We start from the raw sequence: 20,326 nt of genomic DNA on the forward strand, positions 1-20,326 counted from the left end.
ATGCGAGAAGCAATTTGGTTTCGTAGTGATTTAAGAATATTAGATAACCCGGCCGTGTTTTCTGCATGCCAGGGCGATGAGCCACCGTTGGCGATATTTTTTGTTTGCCCTGAAACCTGGAAAAGCCATGACTGGGCACCGATAAAAGTAGATTTTGTTTGGCGAAACTTAGACTGTCTGCAGCAGGAACTAGCCGAAAAGGGTATTGAACTGCAAGTGCAAGTAGTATCCAAATTCAGTCAGGTTCCGGGAGCTTTACGAGCCTTCTGCCGGGAAAATAGAATTGGCCGGGTACATATTAATGCGGAATATGCGCTGGATGAAAAGCGTAGAGACGCAGCTACCAATGCGGTACTAAGCAATGATGATATCGAATTGGTTTCGCATCATGGCAACTTGTTGGTGGCGCCCGGAGAGGTTAGAACACAACAAGGTGACTACTACAAAAAGTTCACGCCTTTTAACCGGCGTTGGCGACAAGTATTAAGCGAAAAAGCCTACAGCGAACCGCTGCAAATTAAATCTTTTTCTCCGGTAGCCACAAAAGGGCTCCCTGAATGCCCGCTGGAGAGAAAAGACTCATCTGACTGGAATGCCGGCGAGCAACAAGTTCTGGGGAAATTAGGGCAATTCGTCGGCCACAGTGTTGATGATTATCAACAAGCCAGAGACTTGCCGGCTGAAAACGGAACCTCACAACTTTCCGCTTATTTGGCGCAGGGGGTTATCGGGCAGCAGACCGCTGCTCGGGCATTACACAAGTTTTCGCCGGAGTTTCCGTTTGGACTTGCTTCCGGTGCCGATACCTGGCTAACCGAGCTGGCCTGGAGAGAGTTCTATCAGCATCTAATGTACTTTGTGCCGCGTTTATCAAAAGGGGAAAGCTTTCAGATTGAAACTGACAGCATTCAGTGGTTAGAGGACGATGATGCTTTTCAACGTTGGTGTGATGGTCGTACCGGGTATCCAATAGTTGACGCCGGAATGCGTCAGTTGACATCAACCGGGTGGATGCACAACCGCTTAAGAATGATCACAGCCAATTTTCTGGTAAAAGATCTATTAGTGGATTGGCGAAAAGGTGAAGCCTTTTTCATGCAGCATTTAATTGACGGTAGCTTTCCGGCAAACAACGGTGGCTGGCAATGGAGTGCTTCGGTCGGAACTGACGCCGTTCCGTATTTTCGTGTTTTTAATCCGGTTAAGCAAAGTGAGAAATTTGATCCTGACGGGCAGTACATTCGTAAATGGGTAGACGAGCTTAAGGAAGTACCAACAAAGTATATTCACTGGCCTCATAGTTGGCTTCAGCAACAAAGCAGTAATAACTATTGCGAACCCATGGTCGAGCACAAATTTGCTCGTGAACGATTCTTAACAACGTTTAAGCAGGTGAAAAATGGATAACAGTGAATTAGTCGAAAAACTCAAAGAATTCTACGATGAGCTGAAAACCGAAAACCTTGATGACCTGGATGAGTTATACCATGACGAAATTTCGTTTACTGATCCAATACAACATGTTGTCGGGCTGGATGATTTTCGCAAGTATCTAAAACACACAATGGAAAACGTTGAGTATTGTCACTTTGCTTTTGACGATGAATGCGTCGGAGAAGAACAGGCGTTTCTAACTTGGCAGATGCGCTACGCACACCCCAAGCTTGCCAATGGCATGGAAATTATTCTGCCGGGAGTTTCATATTTAACCTTTGAAGACGGCAAAATCAGAGAACAAAGAGATTATTACGACCTTGGCGCAATGCTTTATGAACACGTACCGCTAGTCGGTTATGTCATTGATAAAATTAAAAATAGGCTAACAGACGAATGAAAGTCTTAATTACTGGAGCTTCATCAGGTATTGGGCGTCAGCTGGCTCTGGATTACGCAGCCGATGGCAATGACGTTGTTGTGTGTGGAAGGAATAACGACGCACTGTCAGAGGTACAAAAACAATACCCTGAAAAAATAACCTGCAGCGCCTTTGATATTACCGACAAAGAGTCGGCAAAAAATGCGTTAGCGCAAATTAACGATATTGATGTCGCCATACTGTGCGCGGGGGTGTGTGAATACCTCGACGTTAAAGCGTTCGATGCGGACATGTTCGAGCGGGTGTTTAAAGTGAATGTGTTCGGCACAATGAATTGCGTGGAAGCTTTACTTCCTCAGTTCAATGACCAAGCGCGCCTGGTCATTGTTGACAGTCTGGCGAGACTTCTCCCGTTTACCCGGGCTCAGGCTTATGGTGGCTCAAAAGCAGCAATGCACTATATTGCCCGGGGTCTGGAAGTTGATTTGAAACCTCAGGGAATCAAAGTTCAAACCGTATCGCCTGGGTTTGTGAAAACACCGATGACTGATGCCAATGATTTTGAAATGCCAATGCGCGTTGACGTTGAATTTGCGTCTAAGGCAATAATAAAAGGTATTGATAAGAACAAAAGGGACATCGCATTTCCGTGGCTATTTAGTAGCCTTCTGAAGTTAATGTCTATTTTGCCGGAAGGCTTACAAGTGGAATTATCAGAACAAATGGCAAGGAAGCAGTCGTCATGAAGATAGCCGTTATTGGAAGTGGTATTGCGGGCCTTACCAGTGCTTATTATTTAAGTCGTGAACATCAAGTCAGTGTATTTGAAAAAAATGACTATATTGGCGGGCATACCTGTACCAGTGATGTGAAAATTAATGGCAGTATGTATGCTGTGGACACAGGCTTTATTGTTTTTAATGATAAAACGTACCCACGCTTTAAACGCCTGTTAACAGAGCTGAATGTGGCCTGGCGCGACACTGAAATGAGCTTTAGTGTACGTGATCCTAAGTCGGGACTGGAGTTTAACGGACATAACCTTAATACACTTTTTGCGCAGCGAAAAAACTTGTTTAGCTTGTCTTTTTACCGTTTGTTACAGGGTATTTTGAAGTTTAATGCTGCCGCGAAAAATGCGTTAGAAGAGGATGTCAGCGAGGCGGACAATGTCACCTTGGCAGAATTCCTCACTCGACACAATATTCCGGAATCGGTTTCGCATTACTACTTATTACCAATGGTTTCGGCTATATGGTCTGCAAGTCTGGCCGATGCTAAGGACTTTCCTCTGGGCTTTTTCTTACGTTTCTTTGATAACCATGGGTTATTGAATGTTAGCGACCGTCCTCAGTGGCACACGCTGGTTGGTGGTTCTCACGCGTACATTCCTATGCTGACCGAACCGTTTAAAGAACGGCTTGAGCTAAACAGTGACATTGTTGCGGTTAAGCGCCAACAGGAACAGGTTGTTCTTGTTTTTAGTAATGGCGAGGAACGGTATTTTGATGAAGTGGTTTTCGCCTGTCACAGTGACCAGGCGCTTGCTTTACTTGACGATGCCAGCCCCGACGAAAAACGTATTCTTGGTGAGATAAAATATTGCCCGAATGAGGTTGTTCTGCATACAGACGAGAATTTGTTACCCAGAAACCGACGTGCCTGGGCAAGTTGGAACTACCTGTTAAGAGAAGATAATGCAGCAGAAGAACAACCCAGTTCAGTGACTTATAATATGAATATTCTGCAAGGGTTGCAGTGTGATAAAACCGTATGCGTTACATTGAACAATACAGCTGCCATTGATTCTGATGAGATTATTAAAACCTTTACCTATGAACACCCGCATTATTCCGTTCAGTCTTTAAAAGCCAGAGCAGAACGAAATGCAATTTGTGGCAAAAATAGTACTCATTTTGTTGGCGCTTATTGGTATAACGGTTTTCATGAAGACGGCGTAAGAAGTGCCATTGATGTTGTTAACCGTTTGAATACTGCTGCGATTGATAACTCATGAAGAGCGCCATTTATTGGGGCGATGTTTTTCATGTAAGACATCGACCCAAACATCACGCTTTTAATTACCGTTTTCAACAATGGTGTATCGATTTATCTGAACTCGACCAAGTCAACTCTATAAGTCGCTGGTTATCCTGTAACAATTTTGCTCCCCTTTGGTTTCGTCGAAAAGACTATCTGAAAGATGAAGAGGGCAGTTTACAGCAGGCGGCACTGAAGAAAATGTCCTCCCTTACCGGAAAAGATTTAGCCGGTCAGGTTTTGTTTGTCGGTAACTTACGCACCTTTGGAATTTTTTTTAGCCCCATTAATTTGTATTTTCTTCGGCAGGAGAACGACGAATATACGTACATGCTAGCTGAAGTCAGCAATACGCCCTGGCTGCAACGCCATTATTACTTGGTCGACTTGTCAGAAGAGTCTCCGGAAACTGTCAAACAATTCCACGTTTCTCCGTTTAACCCTATGGATATGACCTACCACTGGCAGATAGAGCCACCCACCGAGAGTTTAAAAATCACTCTAAGCGCCCACCAGCAAGAGAAAGATTTTGTTGCTGGCATGAAATTAAATAGACAACCGCTAAACCGTAGTGAAGTTTACCGCGTATTAAGAACAACACCTGTTATGGCTCTGAAAATTATTGGGGGCATTTATTGGCAGGCGTTAAAGCTTTTTATCAAGCGGGTTCCATTTTACGGAAACCCTGGTAACTAAAATAATTAGAAGGCAGTTTGTATGTCCAGTGGTGAAACAACTATGGTAGCGCCTATTCAGTATGGTGTGTTGGATAAGCTTTTCCGTACTATCGCTTTTAAGCTACTAGCTCATTTGCAGTATGGGCAGTTGACGATAAAAGAGAAAGGCACGTTCATTGAAACTTTCGGGCATCCCGATAAAGACCTGAACGCTGAAATTGACGTGAAGGATTCGTCTTTTTACCGTCGCCTGGTTACTGGTGGCAGTATTGGTGCAGCCGAGTTGTATATTGATAAGCATTGGGATACTCCCGATTTAACCTCGGTTATTCGTATTTTTGCCCGTAACTTACCGGCCTTAGATAAACTAGAAACGCGACTGGCCTGGTTAACTTTTCCCTTTAACAAATACCAGCACTGGAGTAATCGTAACCATAAAGGACAGGCAAAAAAGAATATATCAGCCCACTATGACCTGGGTAACGAGCTTTATACCCGTTTTCTTGATAGCGCAATGCAGTATTCCAGTGGCTTATTTAAAGAGTCCACAGATTCACTGGAGCAAGCTCAGTGCAATAAAATGCAGCGCTTATGCGATGCGCTTGATTTAAAAGCGCAAGACCACTTGCTGGAAATAGGCACAGGTTGGGGCGGTCTGGCCATTTATGCGGCAAAAAATTATGGTTGCCGGGTAACAACGACGACAATTTCAGATGAGCAATTTCAGTACGCTAAGCAGCAAGTTGAAGCGGCGGGCTTGTCCGACAGAATTGAACTGTTGAAGCGTGACTACCGTGACTTAGAAGGGCAGTACGACAAGTTGGTCTCGGTTGAAATGATAGAAGCGGTAGGAAAGGAGTACTTACCGACCTTCTTCAAAACCTGCAACAAACTGTTAAAAGAAGACGGAAGAATGTCGTTACAGGCTATCACCATTGCCGACCAACGAGCGAAATCCTATGCTCGCTCTGTAGATTTTATTCAAAAGCATATTTTTCCCGGTGGTTTCCTTCCGTCTTTAAGCCAGATGACGCAACTGTTTACACGCTACACCGACTTGGTTGTACGTGACGTGCACGACTTTGGTCTGAGTTACGCAAAAACCCTGAGACAGTGGGAAGAACGGTTTAACGCCCACGAAAGCGAGCTCGAAAAGCTTGGCTACGATGAACGCTTTTCCAGACTTTGGAATTACTATTTCAGCTATTGTGAAGGCGGCTTTCTGGAACAACGGGTATCGGTTGTTCAGGTTACCGCCAGCAAATCGCAGGCCTACTAATGACTTCTATTCAGCATAAAATTGTCAGTTTTGTTCTGTTCAATGCGCTTTGGTTAAGTGCTGTTTCCGGCCGCGAGAACTATATTGTGCTTAGCGGTGTTTTATTAGCCTGGGCGTTATCGATTTTGCCGGAGGATACTTTCCTTTGTGGCTGGTCATGCTGTGGCTGGGTTTTTCATCTATGGCGCCGGTAGCACTGGACTGGCTTGCACCTAAACCCATAGTTGCGATCCTGCTCGGTGCCGTTTCAGGCCCCTTAAGCTATGTTGCAGGAATAAAGCTTAATGCAGCAACCGTTGACTCAATGCCCATTGTTATTGCCTGTTATGCCGCCGTATGGGGACTAATGATGGCGTATTTTGTTTTTTCCATGTCACCTAAGAAAGAACAGGGAGTGTAGAGTATGAGATTCATTTTATGCGGAATTATTGCGCTTTTCAGCCTTAGTTCCTATGCCACTGAATGCACCGATTCCGTACCCGATGACTTTTCTAAAGTTGGGCAAACTCGGCTCAGTGTGTATTTCTGGGACGTTTATGACGCCACTTTATATAGCCCTTCAGGTAAGTATCAACAGGACGAACGACAAGCTCTGTTACTGGAGTACCTGCGTGATATTAAGGCGAAAGATCTTATAGAAACAACGGAAGAAGAATGGCAGAAGCTGGAGCTGAATAGCGATAAACATGAGCAATGGCTGGAAAAACTGGACTCCATCTGGCCTGACATTAAAGAGGGCGACTGCCTGCTCTTAGTTGAAAAGAAAGATGGAACAGCAGAATTTTACCAAGGCGATAAGTTGCTGGGTGAAATTGAAGATAAAGATTTTACCGAGCAGTTTTTAGCTATTTGGCTGTCGGAAAATAGCCGCTTTGAATCTGAGCGCAATGAACTCATTGGGGAGAAATAAAATGAAGGCTTTAAAGGTTTTAGGTTTTACTGTTTTACTCAGTTTACTTGCGGCGTGCTCAACCGGCATTGATGCCTATAAATCAGCAGAGCCGAAGTTAAAGCTTGAAGAGTTCTTTAACGGTGAACTGGTTGCTTACGGTATGGTTCAGGACTACAGCGGTGAAGTAATTCAGCGTTTCGAGGTAACCATGACAGGTACCTGGGAAGGTAACGAAGGCGTTCTTGATGAACATTTTACTTATGCCGATGGTCGTGAGCAGCAACGCGTCTGGCACATAACGAAAACTGGCCCGAATAGTTATGAAGGGCGTGCAGACGATGTTGAAGGTGTTGCTAAAGGTACAACAGCAGGCAATGTTCTTAACTGGGAGTATCAACTGGAAGTTGTGGTAGACGGCGAGCCACTGGTATTGACGCTGGATGACTGGCTGTATCTTATTGATGAGAACAATATAATCAATCGTACCGACATGTCTAAATGGGGCTTCCCTGTTGGTGAGATAACGCTCTATATTGGTAAGAAATAAATATCAAGAATCTCTGTCGGTGACCGATAATAGGAGTATAATCCTGATATTGATATAGCCTTATAAGGTTTAGGGAAACGGCAGTGGCAATTAATTATCCGACATTTTCTTATAACAACCCCCGCATACAAGGGCAGACGATTTTTATTAAGCGTGGACCGCATCAGGGGAAGTTAGGAATTATAGCAAAAACACTGGATAACGACCGCTTCCTGGTGTCTCAGGCTGACTTTGGTTCTGAAAAAGTCATTTTCAAACGTAGCGACTTTTTAGTGCATCGTTATCGTAAAATTAGAGTTCCAATAGACCGCGTTGCCGGCAAAAATCCGGACGTCCTATAACGAAAAAAGCGACCATGAAGGTCGCTTTTTTTACTTCTAGCGGTGGCTTACGCACTGCCTCGGGGTAAACGACAATCACTGTCTTTAGCTTCTAACTTTTGCTTCCACAGTTCTTTTGCGGTTAAGCCGCCAGAGCTGGATTTTTTCGCTGGAGATTGCTTAGCTGAAGATTTCTTCGCAGCAGGCTTTTTAGCTGCTGGCTTGTTAGTCTCAGTTTTTTTAGCCGCAGGCTTTTTGGCTTCTGCTTTTTTAGGCTCCGTTTTCTTCGACTCCGACTTTTTAGGCGCAGCCTTTTTCTCTTTACCAAGCGCTTTTGCGTCGTCAGCTAATTGACTCAGGCGTACATTTTTGCCTCCATCAACGCTATACCAGCCGTTACTGCTTTCAATTTTAGGCTTTTTACCGTGAGCTTTTTGATAAGCTTCCGTATATTCAGCGATTACCTTATCTTTGTCCAGGTTGCTCATTCAAGTGTTCCTTTATTCAAGGTTTGGTTTAAAAGTATTGTATAAAAATGCTTCGCTATTCGTTTATACCGTTTTTTCGGATTATTGTCTAATTTCGGGTAAACTGAGGCCATTCAGCAAAGCAATTTGGTTTTTAGATATGCCGATAAATAGAAATGAATTACAGAATTATCTTAATGAGCTATTAAACAGTGAGCAGATTAAAGATTACTGTCCCAATGGACTGCAAGTAGAGGGTAAATCTGAGATCCGCAAAGTAGTCAGCGGGGTAACCGCTTGCCAGGCGTTGGTTGACAGAGCAGTCGACGAGAACGCCGATGCGATTTTGGTTCATCACGGCTATTTTTGGAAGGGCGAACCGGCGGAAGTTGTCGGAATGAAAAAGCGGCGCTTACAGCAGTTGTTGAAGCATGATATCAATTTATTTGCCTATCACTTACCACTCGATGTTCATCCTGAACTGGGAAACAATGCGCAGTTGGCCAAACTGATGAATTGGCAATTCGATGGGCCGGTGGATCCTTCTGATCCGGCATGCCCGCTGGTAACCGGTCAGTTAGCTAAAGCCGTTTCATGCGATGAATTTGCCAGTGAATTAGAGCAACGGTTAGAGCGGCCGCTGGTTTGTCGCGTGAATAGCTTAAACAAAATTAAGAAAGTTGCCTGGTGCACCGGTGGCGGGCAAGGTTTTATTGACCGGGCGGCCCTGCTTGGTGTCGACGCCTTTATTACCGGTGAAGTCTCAGAGCCGACTATTCACAGTGCCCGCGAGCAGGGTATCGCATTTTTTGCTGCCGGGCATCACGCCACCGAGCGTTACGGCGCAAAAGCGCTGGGCGAGCACTTAGCAAATCAGTTTGAACTGGATGTTAAGTTTATTGACATTGACAGTCCCGCCTGATGAAAAGAAGCCTTTAATGAATAAAAAGAAACAAGAACGTGGCGATTTTAGCGGCATTAGCCAAAAGTTCTCTAAATCCATTTATGACACCACTAAAGGGCAACTCAGGGTTGAGGTGCTCAAGCGCGATTTAGCGCCGCTGTTAGCGACTGAGCCATGTTTAGTGCTTGATGTAGGAGCCGGCCTTGGTCAGGTAAACCAGTGGTTTCAGGAAAAAGGCTTTGCGGTCGTGCATTCTGATCTTTCAACCGAAATGGTTGAAGAAGCTGAGCGCCATCACAAAGCGGCAGGCCTGGGGCATAAGTGCAAATATGTTTCAGCCAGCTTAACGGAGCTTGCTAATCAGCAGCCGCTAAGTCAATACGATATTATTCTCTGCCATGCCGTGCTGGAATGGCTGCCAGATACCGAGCTCGCCATTCATCAATTGGCTTCATTATTAAAGCCTGGCGGCAAGCTTTCGCTAATGTTCTATAACTACCATGCCAAGCTTTTTGCCAATGCCATTTACGGCAACTTTGATTATATTGAGCGCGGACTGAAGGTGAAGAAAACCGTACGCTTAAGCCCGCAAAACCCGGCGGTACCGGAACAGGTTGATGGTTGGCTAAAGGCCGAGGGCTTAAAGGTACAGCAAAAGACCGGTGTTCGTTGTTTTCATGACTACTTACGCGACCTAACTCATCAGCAACGGTTTGATGAGTTGCTGGCACTGGAGATGAAATATAATCAAATGTCCCCTTATCGTGAGCTGGGGCGTTATCAACACTGGCTTATAGAAAAACCGAATTGTCAGGAGGAATGACTATGTCAAAGCAATGTGCATTTATTGGATTAGGCGTTATGGGTTACCCAATGGCCGGTCACTTACAAAAAGCGGATCATAAGGTAACGGTTTATAACCGCACTCAGGCTAAAGCCGAAAAATGGGCAAAGGAATACTCCGGACGCTGCGAACCAACGCCGGCTGAAGCGGTTAAAGAAGCTGACTTTGTTATGGTTTGTGTTGGTAACGATGACGATGTACGCAGTGTATTTTATGGTGATGACGGCATCTTGGCGAATTTAAAACCCGGAGCTGTTGTTGTTGACCACACTACGGCCTCTGCTGAATTGGCACGAGAGCTGGAACAAGCCGTAAATGAAAAGCAGGGCAGTTTTTTAGATGCGCCGGTTTCAGGCGGCCAGGCCGGAGCAGAAAACGGTGTTCTAACGGCGATGGTGGGTGGTGAACAACACACTTTTGAAGCTGCGGACGAGCTTTTCCAATGCTATGCCAAAACTCGTCAGCTGATGGGGCCTGCCGGTAGTGGACAATTAGCAAAAATGGTCAATCAGATTTGTATTGCCGGCGTTTTGCAAGGCTTGTCTGAAGGGCTTCAACTGGCACGTAAAGTCGGCTTAGATCCTGATAAGCTTATTGCGGCTATTAGTCAGGGCGCTGCAGGCTCCTGGCAGATGGAAAATCGCTATAAAACCATGTGGGATAACCACTACGAGCATGGCTTTGCTGTAGACTGGATGCGTAAAGATCTAAAAATAGCCTTGGCTGAGGCCGACCGTCAGGGCTTGTCGCTGCCGGCGACTGCATTAGTTGACCAATTCTATGCTGACGTTCAGAAAATGGGTGGCAGTCGCTGGGATACATCGAGTCTTCTGGCTCGTCTGGAAAAGTAGCCTGATGCTATTGCATCAGGTGAGGTGATCCGTAACAACCGCGATGCTGCTGCCTTCTTACGTAATAACGTCAAGCTACATAGAACTCACCAGGCTACGGACATTAAAAAAGGAGACTCAAATGAGTCTCCTTTTTCCGTTTTAGCAGTATTGGCTTATCTGAAGCCTTTACGGCGTAATGCGTTAGTACTGAAGTCTTCACGGTTTGGAGAAATATCCCATTCCATGTAAGTACTCTCTTCATTACCCAGACCCAGAGAAATATAACGTCCAGAGTCTAAGTCATATAACGCTTCTGCAGCCATCCACGGAACGTCCTGGTTATAGAACTGAGTATTCAGAGCTTCACCAACACGCCATAGTTCACCGCGTCCGTCGTAGTGATCAACTAGTGACGCTGTCCAGGTATCTTCATCAAGGTACATTGTACGCTTAGAGTAGATATGGCGTTCACCGTCTTTAAGACTACCTTCAACCACCCAAACACGGTGTTTTTCATAACGGATCAAGTCCTGATTCATATGACCAGCTTTAATGATTTCGTCATAACTCAGTTCAGGATCCATGATCTTGAAGTTGTTGTAAGGAATATAAACTTCTTTCTTACCTTTTAATTCCCAGTTGTATTTATCTGGTGCACCGTTGTACATATCCAGGTTATCAGAAGTACGTAGGTCATCTGCTGCAGTGCCTGGTCCGTCATAAGCAACGTTAGGTGCACGACGAACGCGACGCTGACCGGCATTATAAATCCATGCGCGACGTCCTTCTTTTACCTGGTTAATGGTTTCATGAACCAGCAAAACCGTACCGGTTAAGCGAGAAGGAGCTTCAACTTCCTGCATAAAATAAAACAGAACGTTGTCGTCAGCTTCCTGGCGACCGGTTTCTAAGTACTCAGGGAATACCAGGGTTTCCTTAAGTTCTACTGTGGTGTAGTTACCATTAGACAGAACCGGGAACTGCGCTACGTTACGAGTAACTGCACCGCCACGGTAACGAGTAATATGGTTCCATACAGCCTCTAACCCATTTTCCGGGATAGGGAACGGAATGGTGGTATCAAAGTTTTCGACTCCGTTACCACCGGCAACCATTTCTGCATTTTCTGCGTTGGATTTAATTTTAGGCCAAAGTTCGTCCGGATAGGTTGCCGAACGACGGGTTGGATACACAATCATTTTATAGTCTGAGTACTTATCGAACATCGCGATTTGGCCTTCGCTCAGATGTTCTTTGTGCTCATCCAGGTTATCGTGAGTGATGGTAAACAAAGGTTTATCATCAGCATACGGGTCATTACCGCGAACAACTTCAACCGCGTGATCGGAGTAACCACCATCCCAGGCGGGGATAGAGCCGTCGGCATTTGCCGCTTTTTCAGCACCAATAGGGGTTAGGTCCTGACCAAGCCGTGCGGCTTCTTCTGGTGATACTTTAGCCGCAACGCTCGCGGAAATCACCGATATGGCAAAAACGCCAGCTTTTAGCATCAGTTTATTCATTATAATTTTCCTTGTTGTTCTACTTTCCAACATCACTTTGCCAGAGGACTGACCTCTCAAGCAATACTTTAACGAAAAAAAGCACGAATTTAACGAAAAAAGGTTTTCAAATTATCTTGAGCTTATACAATCCTATGACATTTTTAGTACCCGGGAGGTTCCATGCGCTTGTCTTTAACCCCAATAGGGGTGTTGTTGGGAGCTATTTTTAGCACCACAGTGCTCGCACAGGATAGCGACACAACAACAATTACTGATTATGACGTGATCAGTGCACCAGCATTGTCATCAGACAGAATTAAAAGCGAAGTGCTTATTGAAGTCACGACTGTTGGGGCGCGGCTTGTAGCCGTCGGCGCGCATGGAAATATTATCTGGAAAGAGAGCGATAACTGGGAACAGGCTAAGGTAGATACCAGTGTTCTTCTAACGAGCGTCGCTTTTGCCGACGAAGACAACGGATGGGCGACTGGGCATCATGGTGTCATTATTAAAACCGAAGACGGTGGTAAAACCTGGAAACGGCAGTTAGATGGTTTTGAACTAATGACGTTAGAAAAACGTTATTTTGAACAGCGTATTGAAAAACTGAAAGAAGAACTTGAATCAACTGACGATGAAGACGTGATAGGTGAGCTTGAATGGCAGCTTGAAGAACTTCAGTTTCAGATCAGTAATATAGAAGTTGCTCAGGAGGAAGGACCCAGCAAGCCCTTTTTAGACCTTTATGCTAAAGACAATCAAACGGTATTTGCGATTGGCGCTTATGGTACTTTCCTGAAAACCGAAAATGGCGGTGAAAACTGGCAGGTTATCTCGAGTCGTTTGGAAAACCCGGGCGGTTATCATTTAAATACTATTTTTGGTCAGGGTGATGATTTATATATTGTCGGCGAAGCCGGGTTAGCCTTCGCTAGCCACGACGGTGGTGAGAGTTGGGAGACCCTTGACTCGCCTTATCGCGGCTCGCTTTTTGGCGGACACATTGATGCCGGGGGGCGTGTATGGATTTACGGTTTGCGTGGCAATGCTTTTGTCTCAGACGATAAAGGACAAAGCTTTACAACCGTTGATACAGGCACCAGAGTGAATCTTTCTGCGGGAATAAACACTGAAAATGGTACTCAGCTAATTGTCGGGCATTCAGGAACCATTCTTGAAGTTGACGAGAACTTCAAGGTTAAAAAGAGAACTCACCCGAGCGGTTCGGTTATGACTGATATTATTGAACTAACCGACGGTGAATGGATTATGACTGGGCGTAGTGGTTTGTTGCACTGGCCGGCCAAAATCACTGAAGCAGAAGCCATGGCAACAGCAACGCAGCAAGGAGCGAAGTAATGGATAATCCGAGTGCGAATAAACCGGCAGGAGTGCTGGAGAAGTTATTGTTCACGGTGCGTGCTCCCTGGCTAATCGTCTTTTTGTTACTGACCTTATTCCTGGGCTATCACGCGTCGCAGGTTCGCCCTGACGCCAGCCTGAGCAAAATGATCCCGACTAACCATCCATTTATTCAAAACTATTTTGATTATCAGGACGACTTAGCCAGCCTGGGGAATGTTGTTAGGGTGGCAGTTGAAAATAAAGACGGTGATATTTTTGAGGCCGATTTTCAACAAGAGCTGCAAAAAATAACCGACGAAATCTTTTTTATTCCGGGCGTCAACCGCTCAGGGCTTCGCAGTTTATGGACACCCAATGTTCGTTGGATGGAAGTAACGGAAGAAGGTTTTGTTGGTGGTCCGGTTATTCCTGATGGTTATGACGGTAGTGAAGAATCATTAGATCAATTAAGAACTAATGTTCTGCGTTCGGGGGAAGTCGGGAACCTGGTTGCAAATAACTTTGAATCAACCATTGTCTATATTCCGCTGGATGAAGTTAACCCTGAAACTGGTGAGAAACTGGATTATCAAGAGTTCTCTGAAAAGCTGGAGACTCTGGTTCGCGATAAATACCAAAGTGAAGATATTGAAATTCACATTACTGGTTTTGCGAAACTGATAGGCGATCTGATAGAAGGTGCTGAGCAGGTGGGGCTGTTCTTCCTGTTGGCCATAGCTATTACCCTGGTCATGCTTTATTTTTACAGCCGCTGTTGGCGCAGCACTTTTATGGTCCTTAGCTGCTCAATTATTGCGGTTATCTGGCAGCTTGGCATTATTGAATTGATAGGCAGTGGTATTAATCCGTACTCGATGTTGGTGCCATTTTTGGTCTTTGCCATTGGTGTCTCGCATGGCGTACAGATTATAAATGCAATTGGTACTAACCGGGTTGCCGGACTTGATAAAGTCGCTGCAGCTCGCACAGCGTTCCGCGGTCTGTATATTGCAGGGTTAACGGCTCTGGCAAGTGACGCCATTGGCTTTACGACCTTGATGGTTATCGATATTGAAGTCATAAAAGAATTGGCTATAGCAGCCAGTATTGGTGTCGCCGTGGTGGTGCTGACCAATCTGGGGTTACTGCCTATTTTGATGTCCTACCTGGGAACCTCGGACAACGGCGTTGCTTATCAGAAGAAAATAAAAGGCGAGCGTCATCCTTTATTTGATTTCTTCGCTAAGTTTACTCAGCCTAAATGGGCCTATTCGGCACTAGTTGTTGCTCTTATTATGCTGACCTGGGGCCTGGTGAACAGTCAAAACATGGCAATTGGGGATCTCGATAAAGGCGCGCCGGAGCTTCGCCCGGACAGTCGCTACAATCAGGACAATGCCTTTATTGTTGAAAACTACAGCTCCAGTACCGATATTTTTGTGGTGATGGCGGCTTCCGCGCCTGAGCAATGTATTGCCTACGATAACCTTGAGATTATGGAACGTTTTAGCTGGCATATGGAAAATACCAGCGGTGTTCAGGACGTTAAGTCTGTCGTCTACGTTTCTAAAATGGGCATGTTCGGCATAAACGAGGGTAACCTTAAGTGGTTTAGCTTAAACCGTAATAAATACGTTACCAACGCCTCGTTAAGCCGTATTCCGGATGGCTTGATCAATAACGATTGTTCAATGGCGCCGGTCATTATTTACCTGGACGACCATAAAGCGGAAACATTAAAGAATGTGGTTGGTTCGGTTAACGAGTTTAATCAGAACTATCAGCAGGAAGGTTTAGAGCTGTTGATGGCGGCAGGCAACTCCGGCATTGAAGCGGCAACCAACTCAGTTATAGAAGCAGCCCAGAACAAGATGCTGCTGTGGGTGTACGGCGTCGTTATCGTGCTGTGCTTTATTACCTTCCGAAGCGTTCGCACGGTAGCCTGTATTGTACTACCACTGGCCTTTACTACTGTTATGAGTCAGGGACTTATGGCGGTGTTAGGCATAGGCATTAAAGTGGCTACCTTGCCGGTTATTGCCTTAGGGGTTGGTATTGGTGTCGATTACGGCATTTATATTTACAGTAAAGTGAAAGAGGGCTTGCAGCAGGGCATGTCGTTGCAGGAAACCTACAAGTACTCGCTGGATAACACCGGCAAGGCCGTCGGCTTTACTGGCTTAACGCTGGCTATAGGCGTCGCTACCTGGATATTCTCACCCATTAAATTCCAGGCTGATATGGGTATATTGCTAACCTTTATGTTCCTGTGGAATATGCTGGGTGCGCTTATCTTAATTCCGGCACTGGCAAGGTTATTCAGAGTAGGGAATAAAAAAGCTTAGCTCTTACCTTATAACTTGAGTTAGTGAATTAAGGCGTCGGCTTTTATTAAGTCGGCGCCTTTTTCAGCTATAGCGATAGTAGGAGCGTTGGTGTTACCACTGATAACGGTAGGCATAATGGATGCATCTATTACTCTGAGTTTCTCAACACCTATTACTTTTAATTCAGGATCTACAACAGCCCCTGTATCGTTTTTAGGCCCCATCTTGCAAGTCCCCGCAGGATGATAAATAAGCCCAGTTTTGGATTTTATCTGCTCCAGAAGTTCGGCGTCGCTTAAGCAGGGATTGGGAAACATGATCCCACCATTATGTTTTGCCAGAGCCGGTTGCTTCAGTATCTTTAATGCTTTTCTTATACCGTTGAGTAAGGCCTTCTGGTCACTCTTTTCGCTTAAAAAGCCATAAGTAATTTGCGGTTTAGCCATTGAGTTTTCCGGGTTTAGGCGCACTGCACCACGTGATTCTGGGCGTAACAAGCAGACATGACAGGTGAATCCGTGTTTTAAAGTAGGATTCCAGTCGTAGCCGCTGTCATTAAACATGACAGGCAACAAATGAGCCTGAATGTCCGGTTCTTTAACTTCATTCGATGAGCGGTAAAAAGCTCCGACTTCAGCAAGTGAGTGTGCCAGCTGGCCTTTGCTAGAGAGTATATATTGAATAAAAGGTACTGAGAGCTTGATTAACCCCAGAGGACTCAGTGTCAGGCCGTCTCTCATTTTGTTTTTACATTGTATGCTAACGTCCACGTGCTCCTGCAAGTTCTTACCGACAGCCGGGTTGTCATAAACGCTTTCTATTCCAAATTTTGCAAGCTCTGATGCAGAGCCTACACCGGAGCGCATGAGAATTTGGGGGGAGTTAAAGGCCCCCGCACAAAGGATAACCTCTTTCCTTGCGCTGGCTATGTATCGGCGACCATTCTGCTGATAACAGACTCCGGTCGCTTTTATCCCTGAAAAAGCCACTCGCTCGGTCAGGCATCCGGATATTACCGTCAAGTTGTTTCGTTTCAGTGCTGGCTTCAGGTAGGCATGGTAAGCACTGCAACGCTTCCCATCTTTCATTGTGAACTGGTATGAATTGTGTCCTTCCAAGTGTACGCCGTTAAAGTCGGGGTTAGGCGGCAAACCAAATTCGCTGCAGGCTTCTAAGAAACATTTTGATACCGGGTAAAAGGGGGATACATCGGATACGGTTAAGGGGCCGCTGTTTCCATGGTAGTTTGAGGCACCGCGACTATTATTTTCACTTTTTATAAAATAAGGCAATAAATCGTTGTAACTCCAGCCGTCGTTACCTTTAGCTGCCCAAGAATTGTAGTCACTGGAGAGCCCCCGAGTATAAATCATGGCGTTAATGCCACTGCTGCCACCCAGCATTTTCCCTCGCGGTGTATAACAACCTTTGGGGCTAGTCAGTTGCGGCTCTTTATGGCTTCGGTAAAGCCAGTTAAATTTGCGGCTATGCATAAAGCGGGCAAAGCCTGAGGGCATGTCAGAAAATAGTCCACCATGTGATGATCCGGCTTCTAGTAACAACACCCGAAACTTGCCGCATTCTGTGAGTCTGTTGGCAAGGGTGCAACCGGCAGAGCCGGCTCCGACAATAATGTAATCGAACGACGCGCTAGCGTCAGAGAGATGCGGCGTAGTCATACAGTGATTTCAGCAACCGCAGTTTATGCGCATCTTCCTGATGCTGGTTCGCCAAGTCTTCTAGTTTCAGGGCAAAGTCTTCTGCGGACAATAAGCCTTCTGGCGGCTCTATTAAGCGCTGTTGACAAAACAGACGCCACTTATTTAGTTCTTTGTCGCTAAGAGTCGACGGGTAGTTTCGCGCCCGGTAACGAAACAGCAGTGCAGGCATACGCTTGTCCTGAAAATCCAGTTCCAGACCGGCCAGTTGGTGTGGCTCTGACGAACGGATAATCTCCATATGCTTTTTATCCTGAGGAGAGAAAAAGCCGTCGTATATCTGGTGGTCAACGTCGGTTCTGGGGGCAAATTCTTTGGTCTGCTCAAACACCTGCATGAGTTTGTCGCGAAAGTCGCTGTTTTCCTGTAACCATTTGGCGTTTGTCTCCAGGGCGGCTGTATCTAATGCGGCACTATCAGCAGCTTCAGCAGAAATAGTTTTAATAGGCGCTAAGAAAGGACAGCGACCGAGGTGAATATTTTGTATGCCGCTCTTTTGTAAGCCTTGCTCTTCCAGTTCCCTACGACTGGTGTAGGTTAACTCCGTTAATTCTTCTACCGATTTATCGGCAAAATCCATGGGCGGAACGCGCAGGTCCCAGGCAACAACGTTGCTATTTTGCTTAGGGTGAAAACCCAGCGGCAATATAGCCGACAAATAGCGGTTAGCCGTACCGTAAAAACCACTGACATGCGCCAGCGGCTCCGGTGCCTGCCAGTTAAACAGGTTCAGTAGCTTTTGTTTACGGCGAATACTGTAAGCCCACTGCCACAATTTCGGCTGTTTTTCGCTAATGAGCTTTGCCAGACCAATGGTCGCATAAACGTCCGACATAGCATCGTGCGCCTGACCATGCTCAATGTTATTGGCAACACTCAAATGCTCCAGTTTTAGACTGGGTTGTCCGTCAGAGTTCTCCGGCCAGTTAATACCGTCAGGGCGCAGCGCAAAACAGGCTCGCACGACATCAATTAAATCCCAGCGTGAATTGCCGTTTTGCCAGCTGTATTCGTAAGGGTCATAAAAGTTGCGATAGAACAGCAAACGGGTGACTTCGTCATCAAAACGGATGTTGTTGTAGCCAATAATGGTGGTATTGGGCTTTTGAAATTCGTTTGCTATGGCTTTGCTGAACTCCGCTTCACCGACTCCTTGCTTCGCAGCAAGCTGCGGCGTAATACCCGTAATTAAGGTGGCTTCCGGGTTAGGCAGAAAGTCTGGTGTGGGCTGAGCGTAAAGCGTTAGCGGGCGACCGATAACATTAAAATCAGTATCTGTGCGCAAGCCGGCAAACTGTGCGGGGCGATCCACTAACGGGTTAGCGCCCCATGTCTCATAATCGTGCCAGTAAAAGGTTTCTTGTTCGTTTTGTGCCATAAGCCTAACTGCTCAGCGGAAAAGGAAAACTATAGCACGAGCCCGCAGATAAATTCAGCCACTCACTCTCTTTCAATCTTGTTCACTTGCACGTCGTAAGCTTTGTCGAGCTTTTGCTCTAATGTGCGGTCGTCTTCGTGGCGAAAAGCAAGTTCAGCGTGCGGCAGAATGCGGTCGGCTAAACGCTGTGCAACGGCGTCTCTGAACTTTTGTTCGTTATCTAATGCTTCATTATCTACTTCCAGCGTAATTTGCTGTCTGTCGCCTAAGTGTGTGTACTCAACGCGATAAGTCGGCATCTGAATATCTCCTCGTTGTCAGTTCGTTGCTTTCCTGCGACTATGTTATGACTAACAATCTAGCCTATAACAATAAAATCGAGGTCAGGATGAAAAAGCTCTACTTATCTGCAGTACTTGCCACCGCTGCGTTTGGATCGCTATTACCAGCCGTACAGGCGGATGATCATGATGTTGAATACGCAATGGCCATTCATGGTGGAGCGGGTACGATTACTCGCGCGAATTTAACCGCTGAACAAGAGCAAGCCTACAAAGATAAACTGACGGAAGCTTTAGAGGCTGGGCGTAAAGTATTGAAAGAAGGTGGTGACAGCACCACAGCAGTTATTGCGGCTATTCAGGTAATGGAAGCGTCGCCGCTGTTTAACTCTGGCAAAGGCGCGGTTTATACCTGGGATGGAGAACATGAGCTGGATGCTTCGTTAATGGAAGGTCTGAACGGCAATGCCGGGGCTGTTGCTGGCGTGAAAACGGTAAAAAGCCCAATAGAACTGGCGCGTGAAGTAATGGAAGAGTCGGTACACGTCATGCTAAGTGGTGAAGGCGCAGAGCTGTTTTCCCGGCAACAAGGGCTGGAGCAGGTCGAGAACAGCTACTTTAATACTGAGCACCGTTATCAGCAGCTACAAAACGCCAAGGAAACCATTAAGAAAAGTGAACAGCCAGAGCAACAAGCCTGGGAGTATCTGGATTTAGACTACAAATACGGTACCGTTGGCGCTGTGGCTGTTGATAAAAACGGGTTATTGAGCGCTGGTACTTCAACCGGCGGCATGACAGCTAAACGTTATGGTAGAATAGGGGATTCCCCCATTATTGGCGCCGGCACTTGGGCGGATAACGACAGCTGTGCAGTGTCTGCTACTGGACACGGGGAATATTTTATTCGCTTCCACGTGGCGGCTGATATCTGCTCGCGGGTTAAGTATAAAGGGCTTTCGGTCAGTGAGGCCGGCGATGAAGTCATTCACGGGGTGCTGGAACAAGCGGGTGGTACCGGAGGCGTTATTATTATTGACGCAGAAGGCAATATTGCTATGCCGTTTAATACCGAAGGTATGTATCGTGGCTATATTAAGGGCGAAGGTGATGCCCATATTGCTATTTATAACGAGGATGAATAAGTTCGGAGT

The 20,326-nt window shown here is 46.0% G+C and carries 22 protein-coding genes; 17 read left to right on the top strand and 5 right to left on the bottom strand.

The features are described 5' to 3' along the window. The 11 genes from phrB (at nucleotide 1) to ACP7H9_RS01255 (ending at nucleotide 7,592) form a co-directional block, all read left to right on the top strand. Nucleotides 1-1,407 (top strand): deoxyribodipyrimidine photo-lyase, encoded by a 1,407-nt coding sequence (gene phrB, locus ACP7H9_RS01205; protein WP_439222083.1) that lies wholly within the window; start codon nucleotides 1-3, stop codon nucleotides 1,405-1,407. Beyond that, complete coding sequence (locus ACP7H9_RS01210) at nucleotides 1,400-1,834, top strand: nuclear transport factor 2 family protein (protein WP_011234633.1); 435 nt, start codon at nucleotides 1,400-1,402, stop codon at nucleotides 1,832-1,834. The genes phrB and ACP7H9_RS01210 overlap by 8 nt, the downstream gene beginning before the upstream one ends. Then, nucleotides 1,831-2,562, top strand: coding sequence for an SDR family NAD(P)-dependent oxidoreductase (locus ACP7H9_RS01215; RefSeq protein WP_439222084.1), 732 nt, complete (start codon nucleotides 1,831-1,833; stop codon nucleotides 2,560-2,562). The genes ACP7H9_RS01210 and ACP7H9_RS01215 overlap by 4 nt, the downstream gene beginning before the upstream one ends. Next, nucleotides 2,559-3,833: an NAD(P)/FAD-dependent oxidoreductase gene (locus tag ACP7H9_RS01220; RefSeq protein ID WP_439222085.1), complete on the top strand. Its 1,275-nt coding sequence runs from the start codon at nucleotides 2,559-2,561 to the stop codon at nucleotides 3,831-3,833. Before ACP7H9_RS01215 ends, ACP7H9_RS01220 begins: the two co-directional genes overlap by 4 nt. Next, nucleotides 3,830-4,552 carry a DUF1365 domain-containing protein gene (locus ACP7H9_RS01225; RefSeq protein ID WP_286823945.1) on the top strand — a complete coding sequence of 241 codons (723 nt, stop codon included), beginning with the start codon at nucleotides 3,830-3,832 and terminating at the stop codon, nucleotides 4,550-4,552. The genes ACP7H9_RS01220 and ACP7H9_RS01225 overlap by 4 nt, the downstream gene beginning before the upstream one ends. Before the next feature lie 21 nt (nucleotides 4,553-4,573). Beyond that, nucleotides 4,574-5,812, top strand: coding sequence for an SAM-dependent methyltransferase (locus tag ACP7H9_RS01230; RefSeq protein WP_286823944.1), 1,239 nt, complete (start codon nucleotides 4,574-4,576; stop codon nucleotides 5,810-5,812). After that, nucleotides 5,812-6,006 carry a hypothetical protein gene (locus ACP7H9_RS01235; protein WP_286824000.1) on the top strand — a complete coding sequence of 65 codons (195 nt, stop codon included), beginning with the start codon at nucleotides 5,812-5,814 and terminating at the stop codon, nucleotides 6,004-6,006. The genes ACP7H9_RS01230 and ACP7H9_RS01235 overlap by 1 nt, the downstream gene beginning before the upstream one ends. Continuing rightward, entirely contained in the window at nucleotides 5,970-6,212 is a 243-nt protein-coding gene (locus ACP7H9_RS01240; protein WP_286823998.1) for a DUF2878 family protein, read from the top strand. The genes ACP7H9_RS01235 and ACP7H9_RS01240 overlap by 37 nt, the downstream gene beginning before the upstream one ends. A gap of 3 nt (nucleotides 6,213-6,215) precedes the next feature. Then, on the top strand, nucleotides 6,216-6,722 hold the full coding sequence (locus ACP7H9_RS01245) for a chalcone isomerase family protein (protein WP_286830409.1): 507 nt from the start codon (nucleotides 6,216-6,218) through the stop codon (nucleotides 6,720-6,722). A 1-nt stretch (nucleotide 6,723) separates the two neighbouring features. Beyond that, nucleotides 6,724-7,251 (top strand): DUF3833 domain-containing protein, encoded by a 528-nt coding sequence (locus ACP7H9_RS01250; protein WP_439222086.1) that lies wholly within the window; start codon nucleotides 6,724-6,726, stop codon nucleotides 7,249-7,251. 83 nt (nucleotides 7,252-7,334) lie between these two features. Continuing rightward, on the top strand, nucleotides 7,335-7,592 hold the full coding sequence (locus ACP7H9_RS01255; RefSeq protein ID WP_011234625.1) for a DUF3912 family protein: 258 nt from the start codon (nucleotides 7,335-7,337) through the stop codon (nucleotides 7,590-7,592). Nucleotides 7,593-7,639: 47 nt separating this feature from the next. Here the strand turns inward: ACP7H9_RS01255 and ACP7H9_RS01260 are convergent, their stop codons facing one another. Beyond that, complete coding sequence (locus tag ACP7H9_RS01260) at nucleotides 7,640-8,059, bottom strand: hypothetical protein (RefSeq protein ID WP_286823940.1); 420 nt, start codon at nucleotides 8,057-8,059, stop codon at nucleotides 7,640-7,642. Between the two features lie 139 nt (nucleotides 8,060-8,198). Here ACP7H9_RS01260 and ACP7H9_RS01265 point away from each other — a divergent pair, with 139 nt between their 5' ends. From ACP7H9_RS01265 to ACP7H9_RS01275, 3 genes are read left to right on the top strand one after another with little or no spacing between them, the layout of a single operon-like run. Further along, nucleotides 8,199-8,960, top strand: a complete 762-nt coding sequence (locus ACP7H9_RS01265) for a Nif3-like dinuclear metal center hexameric protein (RefSeq protein WP_286823939.1) — start codon at nucleotides 8,199-8,201, stop codon at nucleotides 8,958-8,960. A 16-nt stretch (nucleotides 8,961-8,976) separates the two neighbouring features. After that, nucleotides 8,977-9,765, top strand: a complete 789-nt coding sequence (locus tag ACP7H9_RS01270) for a methyltransferase domain-containing protein (RefSeq protein ID WP_439222087.1) — start codon at nucleotides 8,977-8,979, stop codon at nucleotides 9,763-9,765. A gap of 2 nt (nucleotides 9,766-9,767) precedes the next feature. Then, complete coding sequence (locus ACP7H9_RS01275; protein ID WP_286823937.1) at nucleotides 9,768-10,637, top strand: NAD(P)-dependent oxidoreductase; 870 nt, start codon at nucleotides 9,768-9,770, stop codon at nucleotides 10,635-10,637. A gap of 155 nt (nucleotides 10,638-10,792) precedes the next feature. On the opposite strand, the gene ACP7H9_RS01280 is transcribed toward ACP7H9_RS01275, so the two are convergent. Beyond that, nucleotides 10,793-12,142 (bottom strand): DUF1329 domain-containing protein, encoded by a 1,350-nt coding sequence (locus ACP7H9_RS01280; protein WP_286823936.1) that lies wholly within the window; start codon nucleotides 12,140-12,142, stop codon nucleotides 10,793-10,795. A 162-nt stretch (nucleotides 12,143-12,304) separates the two neighbouring features. On the opposite strand from ACP7H9_RS01280, the gene ACP7H9_RS01285 reads away from it, so the two are divergent. Then, the gene (locus tag ACP7H9_RS01285) at nucleotides 12,305-13,483 is read left to right on the top strand and encodes a WD40/YVTN/BNR-like repeat-containing protein (RefSeq protein WP_439222088.1); all 1,179 of its coding nucleotides are present in this window, start codon (nucleotides 12,305-12,307) and stop codon (nucleotides 13,481-13,483) included. Then, nucleotides 13,483-15,813, top strand: a complete 2,331-nt coding sequence (locus ACP7H9_RS01290) for an efflux RND transporter permease subunit (protein ID WP_439222089.1) — start codon at nucleotides 13,483-13,485, stop codon at nucleotides 15,811-15,813. The genes ACP7H9_RS01285 and ACP7H9_RS01290 overlap by 1 nt, the downstream gene beginning before the upstream one ends. Nucleotides 15,814-15,833: 20 nt before the next feature. Here ACP7H9_RS01290 and ACP7H9_RS01295 read toward each other — a convergent pair whose 3' ends face one another. The 3 genes from ACP7H9_RS01295 to ACP7H9_RS01305 all read right to left on the bottom strand — a co-directional run bounded on the left by ACP7H9_RS01295 (nucleotide 15,834) and on the right by ACP7H9_RS01305 (nucleotide 19,190). Beyond that, entirely contained in the window at nucleotides 15,834-17,474 is a 1,641-nt protein-coding gene (locus ACP7H9_RS01295) for a GMC family oxidoreductase (protein ID WP_439222090.1), read from the bottom strand. Further along, entirely contained in the window at nucleotides 17,452-18,891 is a 1,440-nt protein-coding gene (gene sbcB, locus ACP7H9_RS01300; RefSeq protein ID WP_110013180.1) for an exodeoxyribonuclease I, read from the bottom strand. Before sbcB ends, ACP7H9_RS01295 begins: the two co-directional genes overlap by 23 nt. 62 nt (nucleotides 18,892-18,953) lie before the next feature. After that, the gene (locus ACP7H9_RS01305; protein ID WP_011234615.1) at nucleotides 18,954-19,190 is read right to left on the bottom strand and encodes a hypothetical protein; all 237 of its coding nucleotides are present in this window, start codon (nucleotides 19,188-19,190) and stop codon (nucleotides 18,954-18,956) included. Nucleotides 19,191-19,279: 89 nt separating this feature from the next. Here ACP7H9_RS01305 and ACP7H9_RS01310 point away from each other — a divergent pair, with 89 nt between their 5' ends. Beyond that, nucleotides 19,280-20,317 (top strand): isoaspartyl peptidase/L-asparaginase family protein, encoded by a 1,038-nt coding sequence (locus ACP7H9_RS01310; protein WP_439222091.1) that lies wholly within the window; start codon nucleotides 19,280-19,282, stop codon nucleotides 20,315-20,317. The last annotated feature ends 9 nt before the right edge of the window (nucleotides 20,318-20,326 follow it).

This window comes from Idiomarina sp. ST20R2A10, assembly GCF_051842345.1.
Classification (GTDB): domain Bacteria; phylum Pseudomonadota; class Gammaproteobacteria; order Enterobacterales; family Alteromonadaceae; genus Idiomarina; species Idiomarina loihiensis.